This window comes from Vibrio sp. QJM3NY_26 (assembly GCF_057786005.1).
In genome coordinates this window covers 1,293,894-1,312,766 of sequence record NZ_CM173515.1, presented here as the reverse complement: position 1 = coordinate 1,312,766, position 18,873 = coordinate 1,293,894, and the positions used below count along the sequence as shown (strand labels likewise).

Genomic DNA, 18,873 nt, shown 5'->3' with positions numbered 1-18,873 from the left:
TGAAAATGCAAGTGGTTGGAGCACTCAGCGGATATTTGCTGACTAAGTCACCATTTGTTAACGCATCTATTGCGACTTCTACGACAAAAACAAAAAAAGGCACCTTATTAGGTGCCTTTTATCATTTCTTTATCTAAGCAACGCTATTTAGCTTAGGTTTTAACTCTTTTCGCGTCAAAGTTTCACTAAAGTCATGACTGAAGTGGTCAACTTGAATCGCTGTGTAGCGTAGTTTATCAGCAGCAACAATTTGGTCGACTTCTTCTTGTGTCAGAACATCAGCTGCAAGTGCTTGAGCCAGTTTATCCGCAAGCAAGCCTTTACGAGCCACTTTGCCCTCTTTCACTGCTTTGAAGATCTTACGCTCCAGAGGCTTGATGCTGTACATCGCATTGAAAGCATTCTCCATAAGGCCAACACTATCATCTTCCTCTTTGCCAATGTAACAAAGGTGCGTCAGACGTTCACGGTGTGCTCCCGGAGTCATCAAGCTTTCTGCTAGTTGAACTGTTAGGTTATCACTCGGTTTTTCGAAGTGGTTACCAACAGGGAAAACTAGTCCTTTAAGTACCTTACCAACCATCTTGTTCGGGAAGTTACGGTACGCTTCTTGTAGTGACTTAGCCGCATTGTGGAAACAGTGTTGAACCGCGTAGTGTACGTAGTCTAGGTCAGCTTGTTGACGACCTTCGTCTTCATACTTTTTAAGTGCAGCAGAAGCCATATATAGGTAACTTAGACCATCACCCAAACGTGCAGAGATAAGCTCTTTACGTTTCAATTCGCCACCTAGCGTCAGCATTGCGAAATCCGCACTGACCGCAAGCGCACGGCTCAAACGAGTCAAATCTTGGTAGTAAGGCTTCGTTGGGCCGCTCATGTCGGCTTTAATGAACTTAGAGCCAGTTAGTGCCGCACCAAAAGCACCGAACGTGTTTTTAGTGGCGTGTGAGATGTGCTTGAACAACAAGCTATCAAAGTCTTTTGCACCTTGCTTCTCATCTGGGTTCGCTGCCGCTTCCATTTCGCTCAATACGTATGGGTGACAACGTGTCGCACCTTGACCGAAGATCATCAGGTTACGAGTTAGGATGTTCGCACCTTCTACTGTGATAGCAACTGGAATACCTAGGTAAGGCGCAGCCAAGTAGTTCATTGGGCCATCTTGAATTGCACGACCTGAATGGATATCCATTGAGTCATTCAGAATAGTACGTGCCATCTCTGTCATGTGATATTTCGCGATAGCCGTTACGATACCCGGTTTCTCTTTCATATCGAGTGAAGTAGTTGTCAGTGTACGAGTCGCTTCTAGTAGATACGTTAAGCCGCCAATACGGCCTAAACTCTCAGCAACACCTTCAAATTTACCGATCGACATGCCGAATTGCTTACGAACATAAGCATACGCACCAGTAGTTTTCGCTGTTAGGTGGCCCATCGCCGTGCCAAGTGCCGGTAATGAGATACCACGACCTGCAGACAGACATTCCACCAGCATACGCCAGCCTTTACCTGCGTAATCTGCGCCACCGATTAGCCACTCCATAGGAATAAATACATCGTGACCGCGAGTTGGACCATTCATGAACGCAAGACCAAGAGGGTCATGACGCTCACCAATCACAACGCCTTCGTGGTCAGCTGGGATAAGCGCACAAGTGATACCAATGTCTTCTTTGTCACCCAGTAGCTTTTCTGGATCGTGCAGTTTGAAAGCCAGACCAAGTACCGTTGCCACTGGTGCTAGCGTAATGTAACGCTTGTTCCAGTTAAGTTTGATACCTAGTGTCTCTTTACCTTCGTGCATGCCCATACACACAGTGCCGACATCAGGGATACCACCCGCATCAGAACCCGCTTCAGGGCCTGTTAGTGCGAAACAAGGGATATCTGTACCGTCAGCAAGACGTGGTAGCCAGTAGTCTTTTTGATCTTGAGTACCGTAGTGAGACAGCAGCTCACCAGGGCCAAGAGAGTTTGGAACCATTACCGAAACCGCAGTACTGATACTACGAGTTGCAATCTTGGTTACGATTGTAGAGTTGGCGTGCGCCGAAAACTCACGACCGCCGTACCCTTTCGCGATAATTAGCGAGAAGAAACGCTCTTTGCGTAAGAAGTTCCAAACTTCCTCTGGAAGGTCTCGGTCTTCTTTCACAATTTTGTGGTCGTCAAGCATAGCGAGCAAAGTTTCAAGTTCATTATCCATGAACGATTGCTCTTCTGCTGTCAGCTGAGGTTTTGGGTACTGGTGAAGCTTAGTGAAATCTGGTTTACCAGAAAACAGCTCTCCGTCCCACCACACGCTACCCGCTTCCATCGCTTCTTTCTCGGTGCTAGATAGTGGTGGTAGTACTTTTTTAAAGAGTTTAAAAGCTGGGTCACTTACCCATTTTTGTCTTAGAGAGCTCATAGTTCAGATCCTTTTGTTCACTATATTGTTTGTGAATATTTTGCTTTTTATTGTTTTATTCTTTTGCTGACATGCCAGCGGCTAAATATGGAATGAGAATATCGACCACTGCCTTAGCATCTATCTTTCTGTCATAGTCATTCTCTGCAATTTCTATCAGAGCCTGGCTAGATGCCATGGTGAATACACAAGTCCCTAGGGTGAAGTGCAATCGCCAAAATAACTGTTCTTGAGTGAGGTTCGGGTTGGCTTTCATCACTGAGCTGGTAAACAGAGTCAGTACTTCGCTGTAGCGAGTGGTAATGAACCAACGCAAGTGACCTTGCACATCCGTATAACCTCGACCGATGAGTAACATAAATCGACTCGTACCATTTGGCCTTACATCATTCAGTGCTCTTAGCGGCTGCCTTAAAGACTCAAACACATCACTCATAGAATACGTTTCGTTCAAGTTTAAGTTCACTAAAGCGTCTTGCAGTGCAGGCATAAATGCTTCTAAGTATCGATTTAATACGGCACGAACCAGAGTCTTCTTATCGCCAAAGTGGTAGTTCACTGAAGCAAGATTGACATTGGCTTTACCCGTAATGGTGCGTAAAGAGGTGTCATTAAAACCGTGCTCAGCAAATAAGCCTTCAGCCACATCTAAGATTTTGTCTTTGGTTGTACTTCTTGGTGCCATTTCAATCACTCGTATTAAACAACTGTTTGAAATATACGCTTAGTACATTTATTTAACAAGCAAGCAACATCACATTTTCACAAATTGGTCGTACCAGTTAATCGCTTTATTCACTAAGCGATTGAATCGATGCATGTTTACAAAAAAAGGAAAAATTAATGAATTTTCTTGGAACTGAAATAGAAATGGAGGGTCATAAATTAAGTAGAAAACAGAGTATTTAGAAGTTTAACAGGCCGTCAAACTTGTCTCTCCCCTGCTTTCTTAATTACTGCATTTTCCTTATTAACTCCTATACTTGTATCCGCCCAAACCGTGTTGGTTTGGGCTTTTTTTTGCTTATGACTCAGGCAATTTTTCTTCGGCTAATGCTGGGTACAAAAAAGCCCCCGAAACCGAGGGCTTTCATTACGTTAAGCCATAGAACACTTCACGATACCGACTAAGCTGCATCGTTTTTGATAAGTTCTCCCAATATTGCGAGATCACTACCAAGATCAACCGAAGCGCCCATTTCCGTAGCAATCCCTTCTACCACGATTGTTTGAACGTCGACTCCACCATTGATTGGAATAGACAAAGCAATATCTTCACCATCAATCGAGACTTCAATCATATCAAGCAATTCTGCCATTTGAGTTTCGTCTTGCGGGTCTTCAATTAGATCATTGAGGTCAATTAAATCACCAGAGCCGTTAGTATAAAGCTCAAAGTCTTTAATGATGTCTGTACCGTTGTCGAGCGCTGAGTCTAACCAAGTAAAGATATTGTCCTCACTATCACCAATCAATAAATCATTGCCAGCAGCAGCAAACAGCGGTTCGTTACTCGCAGCACTGATCACGTTGTATAGCTGTGGTTCTTCAGTATCAACTGTCACCGTTTCGACTGTACTTTCAGCGCCACTTGAATCTACTGCGACATAGTCAAACTGAGGATCATCGGTTACTGCCTCGTTGCCTTGGACATAACGCAGCTCCCAATTACCACCAGAAGATGAAATCTCCATACCAACAATCGGATTACTTGGTGACGAGTAGCTGAACTCGTACAGAATCTGCTGGTTGCCTGTATCGCCTTCGTCTTTTTGGTGTTGCTCGCTAGCTGTAGTCCCGTCAGCAAAGGTGTAAGTAACTTCAATATGTACACTGCTATTGGTATTGAACTCTCCTCCCATACCATCTAATCCAAAATGAACAACTTCAAGTGGGTTGTTGGTAAAGTCGATGATCAAGGTCTCCTGCATGTTCATACCTTTACCATCAGTATCACCAATCCCATAACCAACATGAGGCTGCTCACCTTGATACTGTTGTAGGGGTTTGTCATTATTGTCATCAATCGATATCGTAATGGTATTGCCGTTAGCTAAGGTGATCAGCCTTTCCGTTGGAGATACCGCCACTCCCCAGTTATAGAAGCCATCAACAAGGTCAGGCATGTCCTCAGGATCGCCACTGAAGCCCATTTCAAACAGATCTCCAGGCCCAGCAACAAAGCTAATATTGTTTGGAACAAACAGCACACCACTATCCACATCGGACTGCACTATTTCCCTGGTGTCTCCATTTTCATCGGTATAAAGAAGGGTGCCACTGGTTGGCAAGGTGTTAATGCGAACATTTAGAGGTATCTCATTGTGATCATCTTCTATATCTGAGATGTAATCAGGCATGCCACCATCTTCAGAGTCGAACAGAATTGGGATCACGGCATCGTCATCATTAACCACCACAAAGCTTGTTGCTTCAGGGGCATCGTTGACACCATTGATCGTTATTTCGATGACATGTTCAACACCATCAATTGCAGTGACCACATAGTTCTCAATAACGGTATCGTCGTCACCAAGATATTGAACGGCATCATTATCAACGACATAACTCCATGCCCCCTCGGGAGTAATCGTTAACATCCCCAAAGCAAGTGCATAAGTAGACCCAATAGGGCTAAACACACCATTAGGTTTAAAGGCCGGCATATCACTGGTATCGACATCAGTAATCGTTAAAGTACCAGAAACCGAGAGTTCGTTGGTATCAGGATTGACATTAACATCTTCCGTCACCTCACCTATGTCTGAGTCACCTTCCCCGACAGTAATTTCGGATGGATCATCGGCACCGTTGATGGTAATAGTCACTTCACTGGTGGTTCCGTCAATCGCAGTAACAGTGTAAACCTCGGTGACGAATTCATCGTCATCAAGATATTGCACATCGTCGTTGTCTACGACGTAAGTCCATTCGCCATCGTCGGTAATCGTCAACATACCCAACGCGGTATCATTGGTCGAACCTTCAGGATTAAACGTTCCGTTAGGTTGAAAAGCCGCGACATCGTTAGCATCAACATCGGTAATCGTCAGTGTTCCCGTCGCCATCAAGTCGTTGCTTTCTGGATCGACATCGACATCTTCCGTCACCTCACCCATGTCAGAGTCACCTTCACCAACGGTAATCTCGGATGGATCATCAGCGCCGTTGATGGTAATGGTTACTTCACTGGTGGTTCCATCAATCGCAGTAACCGTGTAAACCTCTGTGACTGTCTCGTCGTCATCTAAATACTGCACAAGATCGTTGTTGACGACATACGTCCATTCACCATCGTCGGTAATGGTCAACATCCCCAACGCGGTGTCATTGGTCGAACCTTCTGGATTAAACGTTCCGTTAGGTTGAAAAGCCGCGACATCATTAGCATCAACATCGGTAATCGTCAGTGTTCCCGTCGCCATCAAGTCGTTACTCTCCGGATCAACATCGACATCTTCCGTCACCTCACCCATGGCTGAGTCACCTTCCCCGACAGTAATTTCGGATGGATCATCGGCACCGTTGATGGTGATGGTTACTTCACTTGTGGTCCCATCAATCGCAGTAACCGTGTAAACCTCAGTGACAAACTCATCGTCATCGAGATACTGCACATCGTCGTTGTCTACAACATAAGTCCATTCACCATCGTCGGTAATGGTCAACATACCCAACGCGATATCATTGGTCGAACCTTCAGGATTAAACGTTCCGTTAGGTTGAAAAGCCGCGACATCGTTAGCATCAACATCGGTAATCGTCAGTGTTCCCGTCGCCATCAAGTCGTTGCTTTCTGGATCGACATCGACATCTTCCGTCACCTCACCCATGTCAGAGTCACCTTCACCAACGGTAATCTCGGATGGATCATCAGCGCCGTTGATGGTAATGGTTACTTCACTGGTGGTTCCATCAATCGCAGTAACCGTGTAAACCTCGGTGACTGTCTCGTCGTCATCTAAATACTGCACAAGATCGTTGTTGACGACATACGTCCATTCACCATCGTCGGTAATGGTCAACATCCCCAACGCGGTGTCATTGGTCGAACCTTCTGGATTAAACGTTCCGTTAGGTTGAAAAGCCGCGACATCATTAGCATCAACATCGGTAATCGTCAGTGTTCCCGTCGCCATCAAGTCGTTACTCTCCGGATCAACATCGACATCTTCCGTCACCTCACCCATGGCTGAGTCACCTTCCCCGACAGTAATTTCGGATGGATCATCGGCACCGTTGATGGTGATGGTTACTTCACTTGTGGTCCCATCAATCGCAGTAACCGTGTAAACCTCAGTGACAAACTCATCGTCATCGAGATACTGCACATCGTCGTTGTCTACAACATAAGTCCATTCACCATCGTCGGTAATGGTCAACATACCCAACGCGATATCATTGGTCGAACCTTCAGGATTAAACGTTCCGTTAGGTTGAAAAGCCGCGACATCATTGGCGTCAACATCGGTGATGGTGAGCGTTCCGGAGGTTGTTAAGTTGTTGCTCTCTTGGTCAACATCCACATCCTCAGTCACTTCACCTGTGTCTGAATCACCTTCGACAACGGTTATATCAGATGGGTCATCGGCACCGTTGATAGTGATGGTTACTTCACTTGTAGTTCCGTCAATCGCAGTAACCGTGTAAACCTCGGTGACAAACTCGTCGTCATCTAAATACTGCACAAGATCGTTGTTGACGATATACGTCCATTCGCCATCGTCGGTAATAGTCAACATACCCAACGCGGTATCATTGGTCGAACCTTCTGGATTAAACGTACCATTTGGTTCAAAAGCCACGACATCGTTAGCATCAACATCGGTAATCGTCAGTGTTCCCGTCGCCATCAAGTCGTTGCTCTCTGGATCGACATCGACATCTTCCGTCACCTCACCCATGTCAGAGTCACCTTCACCAACGGTGATCTCAGATGGATCATCGGCACCATTGATGGTGATAGTCACTTCACTTGTAGTTCCGTCAATCGCAGTAACCGTGTAAACCTCGGTGACTGTCTCGTCGTCATCTAAATACTGCACAAGATCGTTGTTGACGATATACGTCCATTCACCATCGTCGGTAATAGTCAACATACCCAACGCGGTATCATTGGTCGAACCTTCTGGATTAAACGTACCATTTGGTTCAAAAGCAGCAACGTCGTTGTCGTCTACATCGGTGATGGTGAGCGTTCCGGAGGTTGTTAAGTTGTTGCTCTCTTGGTCAACATCCACATCCTCAGTCACTTCACCTGTGTCTGAATCACCTTCGCCAACGGTTATATCAGATGGGTCATCGGCACCGTTGATGGTGATGGTTACTTCACTGGTGGTTCCATCAATCGCAGTAACAGTGTAAACCTCGGTGACGAATTCATCGTCATCAAGATATTGCACATCGTCGTTGTCTACGACGTAAGTCCATTCGCCATCGTCGGTAATCGTCAACATACCCAACGCGGTATCATTGGTCGAACCTTCAGGATTAAACGTTCCGTTAGGTTGAAAAGCCGCGACATCGTTAGCATCAACATCGGTAATCGTCAGTGTTCCCGTCGCCATCAAGTCGTTGCTTTCTGGATCGACATCGACATCTTCCGTCACCTCACCTGTGTCTGAATCACCTTCGCCAACGGTTATATCAGATGGGTCATCGGCACCGTTGATAATGATGGTTACTTCGCTCGTGGTACCGTCACTGGCTGTAACGGTATAAACCTCTGTCACGAATTCATCGTCGTCTAGGTACTGCACGTCATCGTTATTGACTACGTAAGTCCAAGCGCCATCAGGTTCGATGCTCAATACGCCAAGTTGTGAGTCGTTTGTTGAACCTACGAGGTTAAACTCACCATCAGCTGAAAAGGTAGGAGTGTCGCTATCTACGTCTGTAATCACGATCTGACCAGACGTCACTAATTGGTTGGTGATGTCATCGACATCAATGTCCTCAGTCACACTGCCTGAATCATCAGTGGCTACAGCCGCATCATCAGTACCAATAATTGTGACTGTAATGACTTGCTCACCTCCATCAGAAGTTTGTACTGTGGTTGTATCTTGAATTTGCTCTCCGTCAGCAAGTTCATCATAAGGACTGTTGGCTACGAAAGTCCAAGTACCATCCTCATTGACGACAAAGGTACCGAGGTCATTGTCTCCAGCGACCTCTTTGCCAATAAAGGTAACGTCCGGGTCGTCGCTGGTTAAAGCGCCACCGGTTTCAATTGGTTCATCCTGCTCAAACTCAATAACGTTAGTTTCACCTGAAATAAGCGCAAAAGCGATGATATCAAAAAGAGCAATACTTTGAGTTTCTGACAATCCTTGAGACTCAAACCCGTCAGTTTCAAAATTCGTGGCAGCTTGAGTTTCAGCCCCAGTACGTTCAATCCTACCGCTGTTGGTCAAACTCGAGCCTTCCTCACCAGCTGCAGTGTCAAACTCATCTCCTAGTTCCGTTGGATCAAATCCTTCTTCAATAGCACGCTGAACTTGAGCGATCGCATCATCAGTATCTAGTGCATTTTGTTGGCCCTGGTTATCTACAAAACGTGCAGAAACACTTGGCACATTTTCTTCACTAGTATCAAAACTGATAATTACGTCGCTAGCCGCTGGTTGTTCGCCCGGAGACAAACGTCTAACTTGGCCTTGAGCGTCGAGCACAACACTCCCGCTAGCAAGACCTAGTATATTTAGGTTGATGTTTCCCATATCCATATTCCCACTTCTGCCCAGAACATGCCAAACGCGGATTCAATCCCACTCTGCGCTGTGGCTATTTCCTACACTAAATTTAGTAGTGCCACTATTGATAATCAACTCACTAGGGGCGTGTAAATCTGGCGGTTTTCAAATTAGTCAATAGCAATAGCGACTTACATTCAAAAAAAAACCAACAAACTTCGCATTTTTTTGCAAATGTCCTAAGCTTCGTTTAATACCCTTCTCTCAATCTAACGGGAAACGTAGGTTGGGAAACGGATGAGACATTGAAAGTAGAAGGAGAGCTACTTTGAAATTGTTTAAATTATCCATCATGTGTTGCTTAGTTGCTGCACCACCACTCACCGCTCAAACTCTAGAACAGTCTGTCGCTATTACCTTGGCAACGAATCCAGAGATAAAAAGCATCTTCAACGAATATGCGAGCGTGAAAAAACGTAATGATGCATCTGGAGGAGCGTACAAGCCCAGCATCGACCTTGATGCTGGTATTGGTTACGAAGGCATAAATCCTGCACCAAATAACGGCCCCGATACCGATCTAACAAGAAAGGAAGCGACGATTTCCCTCACGCAATTGCTGTGGGATGGTTCCGCGACTCTATACGACATTGATCGTACCGCCGCAGAAGCCGAGTCGGTTCGTCTACAATTGATCGCAGATGCCGAAGACAAAGCGCTGGAGGTGACACAAATCTATCTAGACGCGGTGAAAGCCACTGAGGTGTTGGCACTGTCAGAAAGCAACCTTTCAATACACAAAAAAATCTATAAAGATATTAAGAAACGAGCTAATTCTGGTATAGGTTCAACAGCGGATGTGTCGCAAGTAGAAGCTAGGATTGCAAAAGCTCATGGTAACTTATTGGCTGCACAGAATAATTTGATCGATACACATACCCAATTTAGACGTGTGGTAGGTCAAGAACCCCTAGGTTTAATTTACCCAAGAGCTGATATTTCTAGAATTCCTTTGTCGTTAACGGACGCCATTGTTGATGCCTTAGACAAACACCCCGTGATCAAAATCGCGGCAGCTGATGTTGACGCTGCGCACTTCCAATACAAACAATCGAAAGGCGTGAACTACCCTACCTTCTCCATTGAAGCATCACAGTCATGGCGTGACGATGCAGGTGGCGATGAAGGCTCAAGTCAAGAAACGCTCGCGATGCTGAGAATGCGATATAACTTGTACAACGGTGGAACTGACAGTGCTAATTCTGAAGCTGCTGCTTACCAATTAAACAAGGCAAAAGATCTGAGAGATCGTGCTTATCGCCAAGTGGAAGAAGGCCTTCGCCTTTCATGGAGCGCCTTAGATCTCACGCTACAACAAAAGAACTTCCTATCTGATCATGTTGATTCAGCTTCGGAAACCGTTATCGCATATGAAAAACAATACCGAATAGGCAAACGAACTCTGCTTGACTTGCTCAACACTGAGAACGAACTATTTGAAGCCCGCAAAGATTATCTAGATGCCCATTACTCTGAACAGTACGCTAAATACCGTGTAATGAACGCAACAGGTTCTTTATTGAATGCTCTACTGGTTGATATTCCAGAAGAGTGGACAACGGCTATGGAGTATTAATGATGAAAGTAACTTACTTATTACTTCCCGTATTAACGATGACTTTATTTGCCTGTTCTAGCCAACAGGAAGAGGCTTACATCGAGACACCTGAAGCAGAACAGATTGCAGACCTGCAAGACGACGACAACGATGGTGTGGTAAACGCTCGAGACACCTGCCCAGGAACGCCTGAAGCGTCACAAGTCGACAATGACGGTTGTGGTGAAACGATTCGAGCAGAAGAAGTCAGACAGTTAAAAATACTCTTTGCTCATGACTCATTTGAAGTGAACCCAATATTTTCTGATCAAATCAGCACGATGGCTGAATTCCTTGAGACTTACAAAAGTGCGTCGATTGAAATACAAGGTTACGCGAGTAAAGTGGGTTCCAACGAATACAACTTAGATTTATCAAAAAAACGAGCGAACAATGTTCAAGATGAGTTACTGTCGAATGGTATAGAGCCAGATCGAGTGAGAATTGTCGGTTATGGTGAAGAACGCCTAGAAAACGAGGGGGATGATGCTACTTCTCATGCACTAAACCGTAAGGTAACGGCAACCGTGGTTGGGTTAAGTGAACAAATCGTTGAAGAGTGGACCATTTTTACCACGCTAGAAAAATAACGTGACATTGTCACTATATCTATAAGACGGGTTATCTTACAAAGACAGCTTAACAGCAAGATCAAGAAAGCCGTGATGGGGTTGCCCATCACGGCTTTTTTGTTCTTTGTTGTCACATGAGTCGAGGGATGACTCTGTGACTCTTCTTGCTACTCAGGAGTTGACTTGTTACTCAGTGAGTAGGCTCGCTATCAAGTGAACCTACTACCGAATATAGTTTTACTTACCAACTATGCTTTTACTTACCAATTATAGCTTTACTTCTTGTTGCTTAGTCTTCGGTAGAGAAATACTTAGCAGGCAGTAACCTAAGATAGCTGCAGTCGTTGACCCCATCAGGATACCTAATCGAGCGAGCGTATCAAAGTCTGCGTTCGTTGGACCAAATGCTAGTGATGAAATAAAGATAGACATCGTAAAGCCAATACCACATAACACAGATACCGCGAAGATGTTCATGAAATTCACACCTTCAGGAAGTTTAGCTACACCCGTTTTCACTGCGCCCCAGCTGAATAGGAAGATACCCAGCGGCTTACCAACCAATAGACCCATAGCGATACCAAGCGGTAACATGCCTGTAAGGTTTGAAATTGAGATGCCTTCAAGTGAGATACCTGCGTTTGCAAATGCGAAGATTGGCAAAATTGCAAAAGCGACGTATGGGTGCAGAGCATGTTCTAGATGTTTCAGTGGAGAACGCTCCCCTTTATTGCCTTTCAGTGGGATAGCAAAACCAATAACTACACCAGCCAATGTTGCATGAACACCAGACTTCAATACTGCGAACCACAGAATTGCACCGACAATGAGGTAAATACTTAGCTTAGTCACATGCTTGTTGTTTAGCATGAACAGCACACCCGTTGCGATGAAGCCAACCGTTAGTGCAAGCGTCGATAGATCGCCTGAGTAGAACAGTGCAATAATAACAACAACACCTAAGTCATCGATAATTGCTAATGCTAGTAAGAATACCTTCAAGCTTACCGGCACTCGGTTACCAAGAAGAGCCATGATACCCAATGCGAATGCGATATCTGTTGCTGCTGGAATAGCCCAGCCCTGAAGCGCTTCAGGGTTACTTGAATTGAATAGCACGTAAATAAGTGCAGGAGCTAGCATACCACCCACAGCTGCAATAGCTGGGAAGATTGCTGTCTCTTTAGACTTTAATGCGCCTTCTAAAAGTTCACGCTTAACTTCTAAGCCGATTAGAAGGAAGAAGACAGCCATTAAGCCATCGTTAATCCAGTGAGACACAGACATACCAAGAACGTAACTATGCAATACGCCTTGGTACATTTCGTTCAGTGGTGAGTTTGCTACAAACATTGCGATCGCCGCAGCGATGACTAGTATGATGCCGCCAGCAGATTCCATTTTAAAGAAGTCACGGATGACGTCGGTCATGATTTCGCCCTTATATTTATTATTTAAATAAACGAATAACAAAGAATAACCATGAGTTTATATCCAAGCGTAATCGATAGATAATCACTTCTTCGGATGTTTAACTTCGGTTTTTCCTACAAATACTAAACAATACGTCGTATATTCCATAATGTTGTTATGCACCATAAAATAAGTATAGATGAGATCACAAAGGCTGTATGCACAATTAATCAGGGGCTCACAAGAATCATGAGCACAAAAAAGGCTATCAAATGATAGCCTTAGGTGTTTTTAGTAACCAGTTAACTGCATAAAGCCTGTCGCTTCATGACTTCCGCTCGCCATAATTGGCCCTTCCCAATATGGTATGACAAATGGCAACCACATATCTCGGCGTTTAATGCGTGTCGTGAGGTTAATATTGTGCTGTGGCACGTTAATAATCCATTGGAGCGGCATTCTTCTACCATTCTGTAGCGTCGTATTCTGTAAAGGCTTGATAGAAATATCGGAGTCCGTTAACTGATACACCTTTCCCGAACGAGTGGCCAATGTTCCAAAAACATAAGGCAGTTGTTGATTATGGCGGTAACGGTTAATGCTCAACGCTGTACCATCATCGAGATTAAACACGAACCAATCCCAGCCTTGTTGACCCACTCCGAGCAAGCCACTGCCCCACTCTTTATGCACCCAAGCAGTGCCTTCTACTTCCTTGGTAACGCCGTCCAGATTCAATACACCGCTTAGGGATAAAAATGGAGCGCTGAAGTTATAAGACGCGACAGGTAATAAATCGTGCTTTTTCTGGTAACCATTATCACCGTTGAGCACATAGGGCCCTTTCGCAATGGTGTCGAGTTCAAGACCAAACGTATCCGTTTTCACTTGAAGGCGACCAGGAAATGGTGTGTTGCCAAGGGCGCGCCAGTTCCAGTTATCAATCCAAATTCTAAATGGACGACTGGTCATTCCCGCTTGGCCAATACCGCCACGCGCTAAGCGTTGCTCTTTCCAAACCTTAGAATCAGAAGAGATCACGACATTTGAGATATAGACCTGTGGGCTTTGCCACCCCGGCGTCTCGCGTTCATCAGTCGCTATTCGGAAGAAGCTCCATTGAACCGAGTACTTTTTGCCATCATCCCCTTTTAGAGAAGCAAAGTAATGCCACCACTCGTGTTGAAATTCTGGGTGGAATTGGAAGTCTCGAGGTAACGAAACGCTGCGGTCAGGTAACACAGGCTCGAATACATTAAAGTGCTCGCTTACAAGCACTGAGTTGACCTCGTTCACGCCTTTCTCGCCAACATCAACAAAGTAAGAGTAGTATGCCCAGACACCTAAAATGGTGCCAAAGAAACCTATCAATAATAGAGAGGAGACAAATCGGTGTCTGAATTTCGTTGAGCCATTTCGTTGAAGCATATTAAAGCGCATCCCTCAGTGATTTCATCGGGGTGTTCCGAATCATTCTCATCACTGGCAGAGCACCAGCTAACATCAATGCTGCCATAGCCCACGCAAATGTCTGTAAATAGTCCCAGGGAATCACTTGCAACTCGAGTGACCACCCAAAAGACTGCTTGATCACGATATCGACGATCAAACTAGCCAACGCTAAGCCGAGCGGAATCGCAATTAAGGAGGAAATAAGCCCGAACACAAACAGTTGTAAGCTACCGGTCAGAATCAGTTCTTTCGCTGAGACACCTAAACAGCGCTGTAACGAAATATGCCTTTGTCGAGACACTTCACCAGCAACAGTTGCAAAGAAGATGCCGAAGACTGCAATGACTAATGTGATGTTGCCCAATGTATCTGCAATCGCGAACGTTCTATCGAACACACGCATCGCTTGGCTGTGAATATTGTTGTTATCGAAAATACGCTCCGAGCCAAGCCTGAATACGCTTTCTAAGCGGCTTCGAAGCCCTACTGAATTCACATCATCTTTGAGTATTACGCCAAGGCCCACATTGCCCCGCCCTGCAAATCCATACAGCCAGTTTCGATGCGACATCATGACTTGATGGTAAGGGTTACCGTAATCGTAATACACACCGACAACCTGCCAACCAGAGCCAAGATTGTCATAGAGATCAATGTAGTCACCAGGGCGAATACCCAACTTGAGAGACATCGATTCGCTGATCAACACACCTTTAGAATGATGTAAGTGGTACCAGTAATTAGGAATACCTAATTTGATCGTCAGCGCTTCTAGCTCACCTTCAGAAGGCCCAGTACTGACTACTTGAATACTGCCAACTGGAGATGCAACATCTTTCTCCCAACGCCACCAAACAGAATCCACTTCAGGCTGTTCTGACAGCCAGTTACTCATACGAGCAGCACCATTGTTGGTTGGGTAGATGTAAAGGTCTGCCGCCAAGCGCTGTGTTAACCATTTATCTGTGGTATCTCTAAAGCTACCGACCATGGTTTCTACACCAATATTCGCGGTTAGCGCCAACATAAACGCCATTGTCGCCACACCACGGTAACTCATGCTTGAAGCGGCATCCGCGAAGAACCAACGAGCACGAACCCAGCGTAATGAATAAGACAGGCTGTTAAATAACTTCCACATCAAGAACGGCGTAAAAAGAGCCACACTAACAAGCATCAGCGCGATAATCGCAAAACCCGTTTCTTGAGTCTGAGGCGCTTGATACACAGCGACAGCTGCAACCAAGAAACCACAACCAATCAAAGCCTGCCAAGTGAATTCAGTACCAGCAAAGCGCATCAAAGATAAACGAGAGGTCAAACGAATCGGTTGTGAACGAAGCAGACGAACCAATGGCCAAGCACACGCTAGGAATGCACCAAGCAATGCCATTAATAAGCTGTAACCGCTCCATCGCCAATTCCAGTCGATAGTTAATCCAACGTTGGCGTCATATAAGTCACCTAAACTTGAAGATACCGCTGGTAACAGTTGGTTTGCCAACATGACACCGAATACATTGCCGCAGATCCAGCTCAATACCACCAATAACAGTAATTCTAAACAAAGCGCTTTAGCCAGTTGCCAACCCGACACACCCGTCTGCCTTAAGATTCCAACTAACGGTTGTCGCTGAATAAACGACAGCGACATCGCTTGATAGAAAATGAATAAGCCAACCACAAACGACAGCATACCCATCGCTTTTAGATTTAAGTGAAACGCGCTGGTCAGCGACTCAAGCTCAGCTTTAGAGCTGCGAGAGATCGTCAAACCATTAGGCAGCATGTTTTTAAGACGCTCAAACTTCTCAGGCGACATATCTGAACACGCAATCACAGACAACCCAGCACTGCGTTTGAGCATTCTGAGCAAAGAGATATCTGCAATCAGCCTTGTACCATCAATCAGGTTTTTTTGATCAACAGCGATAGGACCAAGCTCAGAGCCATCCATGAGAGGAATGTAGTCCCCGTTATTCCATTCCATGTGTTCTGCGAGATCATCACTCACAAGGATTGGGTATGGCGGCTTCATGAGGTTTAAGGTAGTGAGATCTTTTAACGCAACACCCGGCTGAAGCTGAAGCATAGACACAGGGTCGATGCCAATAAGCATAAAGTTCGCGCCATTTTCATCAGTGATACGATGGTGGTCAAAAGGAGAACACTGTTGAAAGCCTTCACGGCGAAGCTGGATATAAAAACCTTGCGGGATTTTATTGGCGTTGTGTTTTGGTCGAATACGATAAGGAAGAGGATTCGAAAAGAGTTTTTCGCCATGCGCATAGCTTTGCTTGGCGTGTTGGTTGATAGCAGTAACACCAACCAAAAGTGATACGCCAAGGGTTAAACCAAGCCATACCAAAATAATCTGAAGTGGGTAGCGTCGATAGTGACCGAGTAGTGCCTTAACTACGGGCCATAACATGCAGTTGCCCTCCTTGTAGGCGGATTCTGCCGTCCATGTGCTGTGCTACTTTTTCACTGTGTGTCACCAACAACAAAGTGCATTCTAATTGGCGAGCCAAAGAGGTCAGCAAACGCATTACCGCTTCTGCATTACGCTCATCTAAACTTCCCGTCGGTTCATCGGCTAAAAGAATTTTAGGTTCCATGTACAGAGCACGAGCAATCGCTGCGCGTTGTTGTTGACCACCAGACGCTTCTTCAGGGTAACGTCCAAGTAAAGGCATAAGGTCTAAAGCAGAAAGAATCTGTCTCCAGAGGCCTTTGTCTTCAGGCAAGCCTTTTAACTGGCGACAAAAACGAATATTGTCAGCAATATTAAGCGTTGGAAGTAGGTTGAATTGCTGGAAGATGTGACCAATATTATTTCGGCGATATGCGGTGCGATTACGTTCTGTCGAATCGTGCATATTGAAGTTTGGGAAAGCAATTTCGCCAGAGTCTACTAGGTCTAAACCCGCGATAAGATTCAGTAATGTACTTTTACCTGAGCCACTTTCGCCCATTAGTGCAAGCTGGTCACCTTGGTTTAATGTTAGTTCAGCACCTTGCAAAACAGGGTGAAATTCCCCCCCGTCGACATAGCCTTTACATAGGTCTGACAGCTTTAACATTAAACAGCTCACATTAGTTAGAATTTGGAAGGAGAATCTACACTAATTCCCTGTTAGGAGGAAGTATTTTGAAAGATAGATCACACACCAACGATAAAGTGATGTGATCGATGCGCCCTACTTCAACTTCCTATCAAGTTTTTGATCCATTTTCTTGTTTTCATGCGATAGAGCGACCCACCCCACTTAATCACTTCTTCGGTGAGGAAAAGCAGATACACCCACTCAGGTGGAAACTTTAAATAGATAGCCGCAATCGCAGCCAGTGGAATACCAATCACCCACTGAGCAATCAAATCTTGATAGAGACAGAACTTCACATCACCACCCGCTCTCAACACACCAACGATCACAGTCAACGGTACCGAGCGAATAATAATACCCACGCTGAGAATTAGAATGAATTTCTCTGAGAGGGCTCTGGTCTCTTCAGTCAACGCACTGAACGCATTCAATATTGGCATTTGGACGAAATAGAGAAAAATCGCCACAACAATACTGGTTAAGAAACACAGAATCGTTAAGCCTAATGCTTGATAATAAACCGCTTCATTGTTCTTCGCGCCAAGTTGGTTACCCACCAAAACAGCTGCTGCATTAGATAGACCAATCAATAAACTCAATGAGATAGATTCAACCGGCGTCATGACTGAAAGCGCTGCCAAACCTTGAACACCCGATTGTCCCATGATCGCGTGGTAAGCAAACAAGCCACCCGCCCACGCTAAGAAATTAAACGTGGTTGGCAAAGACAACTTCAAGAAGCGAACGACTTTCTCAACGGTTGCAGCCGCTTTGATATCACAAAGTTTAAAAGCTAATAAGTGTTTAGAGAAATAGAGGTAGCCATATAAGGTCGCCACTTCAATGGCACCGCTCGATACCGTGGCAATCGCTGCGCCTTTAATTCCAAGCGATGGAAAGCCTAAGTTACCGAAGATCAGCACCCAGTTTAAGAACACATTAGACAGAATGCCGATACCGCTGAAGAAAGTGCTTAACCCAGGTTTGTGCATCGCTCTTAAACCTACCGCCATACTGCTGACGCACGACACCGCCAGCATACTGAATGAGGTGATGACGATGTATTCAACGCCGAGGCTGATGACTTCTTGAGAGTCGGTCGTCACACCCATGATTTGCGCAGGGAAAGAAACAAAGAAAACAATGGTCAGCAACGCAAACAGGGTCGAAACCAGCCACGTCAGTGCGGTACTTTCTCTGACACCTTGTTTGTTACCCGCGCCCCAATATTGAGCCGTTAGCAAAGCGCCACCCGTAGTGACACCCACCAGCATAATGGTCGTCACAAACATTGCACGGCTCGCAACCCCCACCGCCGCAATGTCTGCTTCCCCAAGCTGACCCAACATCAACACATCGACTAAGCCTCGGCTTGAAAACATAATGCTCTGCAAAGCAATAGGCAAAGCAATCGCAATAAGCCTACGAACAAAATCACCTCGAGTGTGATGAATAATTGAAGAGAGCAACATAGAGATACCTAAACGGAACGTATTGATGGATAAAGATAAATATCGCGCTATTATATCAATGTTCGGTTTTTAACCACAGATATAAATGG

At 45.3% G+C, this 18,873-nt stretch carries 10 protein-coding genes; 2 read left to right on the top strand and 8 right to left on the bottom strand.

From position 1 onward, the window contains the following. Nucleotides 1-133 precede the first annotated feature (133 nt). The 3 genes from AC3CH4_RS05915 to AC3CH4_RS05905 all read right to left on the bottom strand — a co-directional run bounded on the left by AC3CH4_RS05915 (nucleotide 134) and on the right by AC3CH4_RS05905 (nucleotide 9,138). A complete protein-coding gene (locus AC3CH4_RS05915; RefSeq protein WP_004734682.1) occupies nucleotides 134-2,416 on the bottom strand; it encodes an acyl-CoA dehydrogenase in 2,283 nt (760 codons plus the stop codon). Between the two features lie 55 nt (nucleotides 2,417-2,471). Continuing rightward, nucleotides 2,472-3,101 (bottom strand): TetR family transcriptional repressor PsrA, encoded by a 630-nt coding sequence (psrA, locus tag AC3CH4_RS05910; protein WP_054546579.1) that lies wholly within the window; start codon nucleotides 3,099-3,101, stop codon nucleotides 2,472-2,474. A 442-nt stretch (nucleotides 3,102-3,543) separates the two neighbouring features. Continuing rightward, nucleotides 3,544-9,138: a VCBS domain-containing protein gene (locus AC3CH4_RS05905; protein WP_488543437.1), complete on the bottom strand. Its 5,595-nt coding sequence runs from the start codon at nucleotides 9,136-9,138 to the stop codon at nucleotides 3,544-3,546. Between the two features lie 301 nt (nucleotides 9,139-9,439). On the opposite strand from AC3CH4_RS05905, the gene AC3CH4_RS05900 reads away from it, so the two are divergent. Together AC3CH4_RS05900 and AC3CH4_RS05895 are read left to right on the top strand one after the other, a co-directional pair. Beyond that, nucleotides 9,440-10,747, top strand: a complete 1,308-nt coding sequence (locus AC3CH4_RS05900; RefSeq protein ID WP_114633277.1) for a TolC family outer membrane protein — start codon at nucleotides 9,440-9,442, stop codon at nucleotides 10,745-10,747. Next, nucleotides 10,747-11,358: an OmpA family protein gene (locus AC3CH4_RS05895; RefSeq protein WP_065205487.1), complete on the top strand. Its 612-nt coding sequence runs from the start codon at nucleotides 10,747-10,749 to the stop codon at nucleotides 11,356-11,358. The genes AC3CH4_RS05900 and AC3CH4_RS05895 overlap by 1 nt, the downstream gene beginning before the upstream one ends. Nucleotides 11,359-11,607: 249 nt before the next feature. Here AC3CH4_RS05895 and nhaA read toward each other — a convergent pair whose 3' ends face one another. From nhaA to AC3CH4_RS05870, 5 genes are all read right to left on the bottom strand, one after another. Beyond that, complete coding sequence (nhaA, locus tag AC3CH4_RS05890; protein WP_054546583.1) at nucleotides 11,608-12,771, bottom strand: Na+/H+ antiporter NhaA; 1,164 nt, start codon at nucleotides 12,769-12,771, stop codon at nucleotides 11,608-11,610. A gap of 273 nt (nucleotides 12,772-13,044) precedes the next feature. After that, nucleotides 13,045-14,193, bottom strand: a complete 1,149-nt coding sequence (locus AC3CH4_RS05885) for a lipocalin-like domain-containing protein (protein ID WP_017079058.1) — start codon at nucleotides 14,191-14,193, stop codon at nucleotides 13,045-13,047. Beyond that, the gene (locus AC3CH4_RS05880; RefSeq protein ID WP_065205488.1) at nucleotides 14,183-16,636 is read right to left on the bottom strand and encodes an ABC transporter permease; all 2,454 of its coding nucleotides are present in this window, start codon (nucleotides 16,634-16,636) and stop codon (nucleotides 14,183-14,185) included. Before AC3CH4_RS05880 ends, AC3CH4_RS05885 begins: the two co-directional genes overlap by 11 nt. Beyond that, the gene (locus AC3CH4_RS05875) at nucleotides 16,617-17,288 is read right to left on the bottom strand and encodes an ABC transporter ATP-binding protein (RefSeq protein ID WP_004734674.1); all 672 of its coding nucleotides are present in this window, start codon (nucleotides 17,286-17,288) and stop codon (nucleotides 16,617-16,619) included. The genes AC3CH4_RS05880 and AC3CH4_RS05875 overlap by 20 nt, the downstream gene beginning before the upstream one ends. A 122-nt stretch (nucleotides 17,289-17,410) precedes the next feature. Further along, nucleotides 17,411-18,784, bottom strand: coding sequence for an MATE family efflux transporter (locus AC3CH4_RS05870; protein WP_146458087.1), 1,374 nt, complete (start codon nucleotides 18,782-18,784; stop codon nucleotides 17,411-17,413). Nucleotides 18,785-18,873 lie beyond the last annotated feature (89 nt).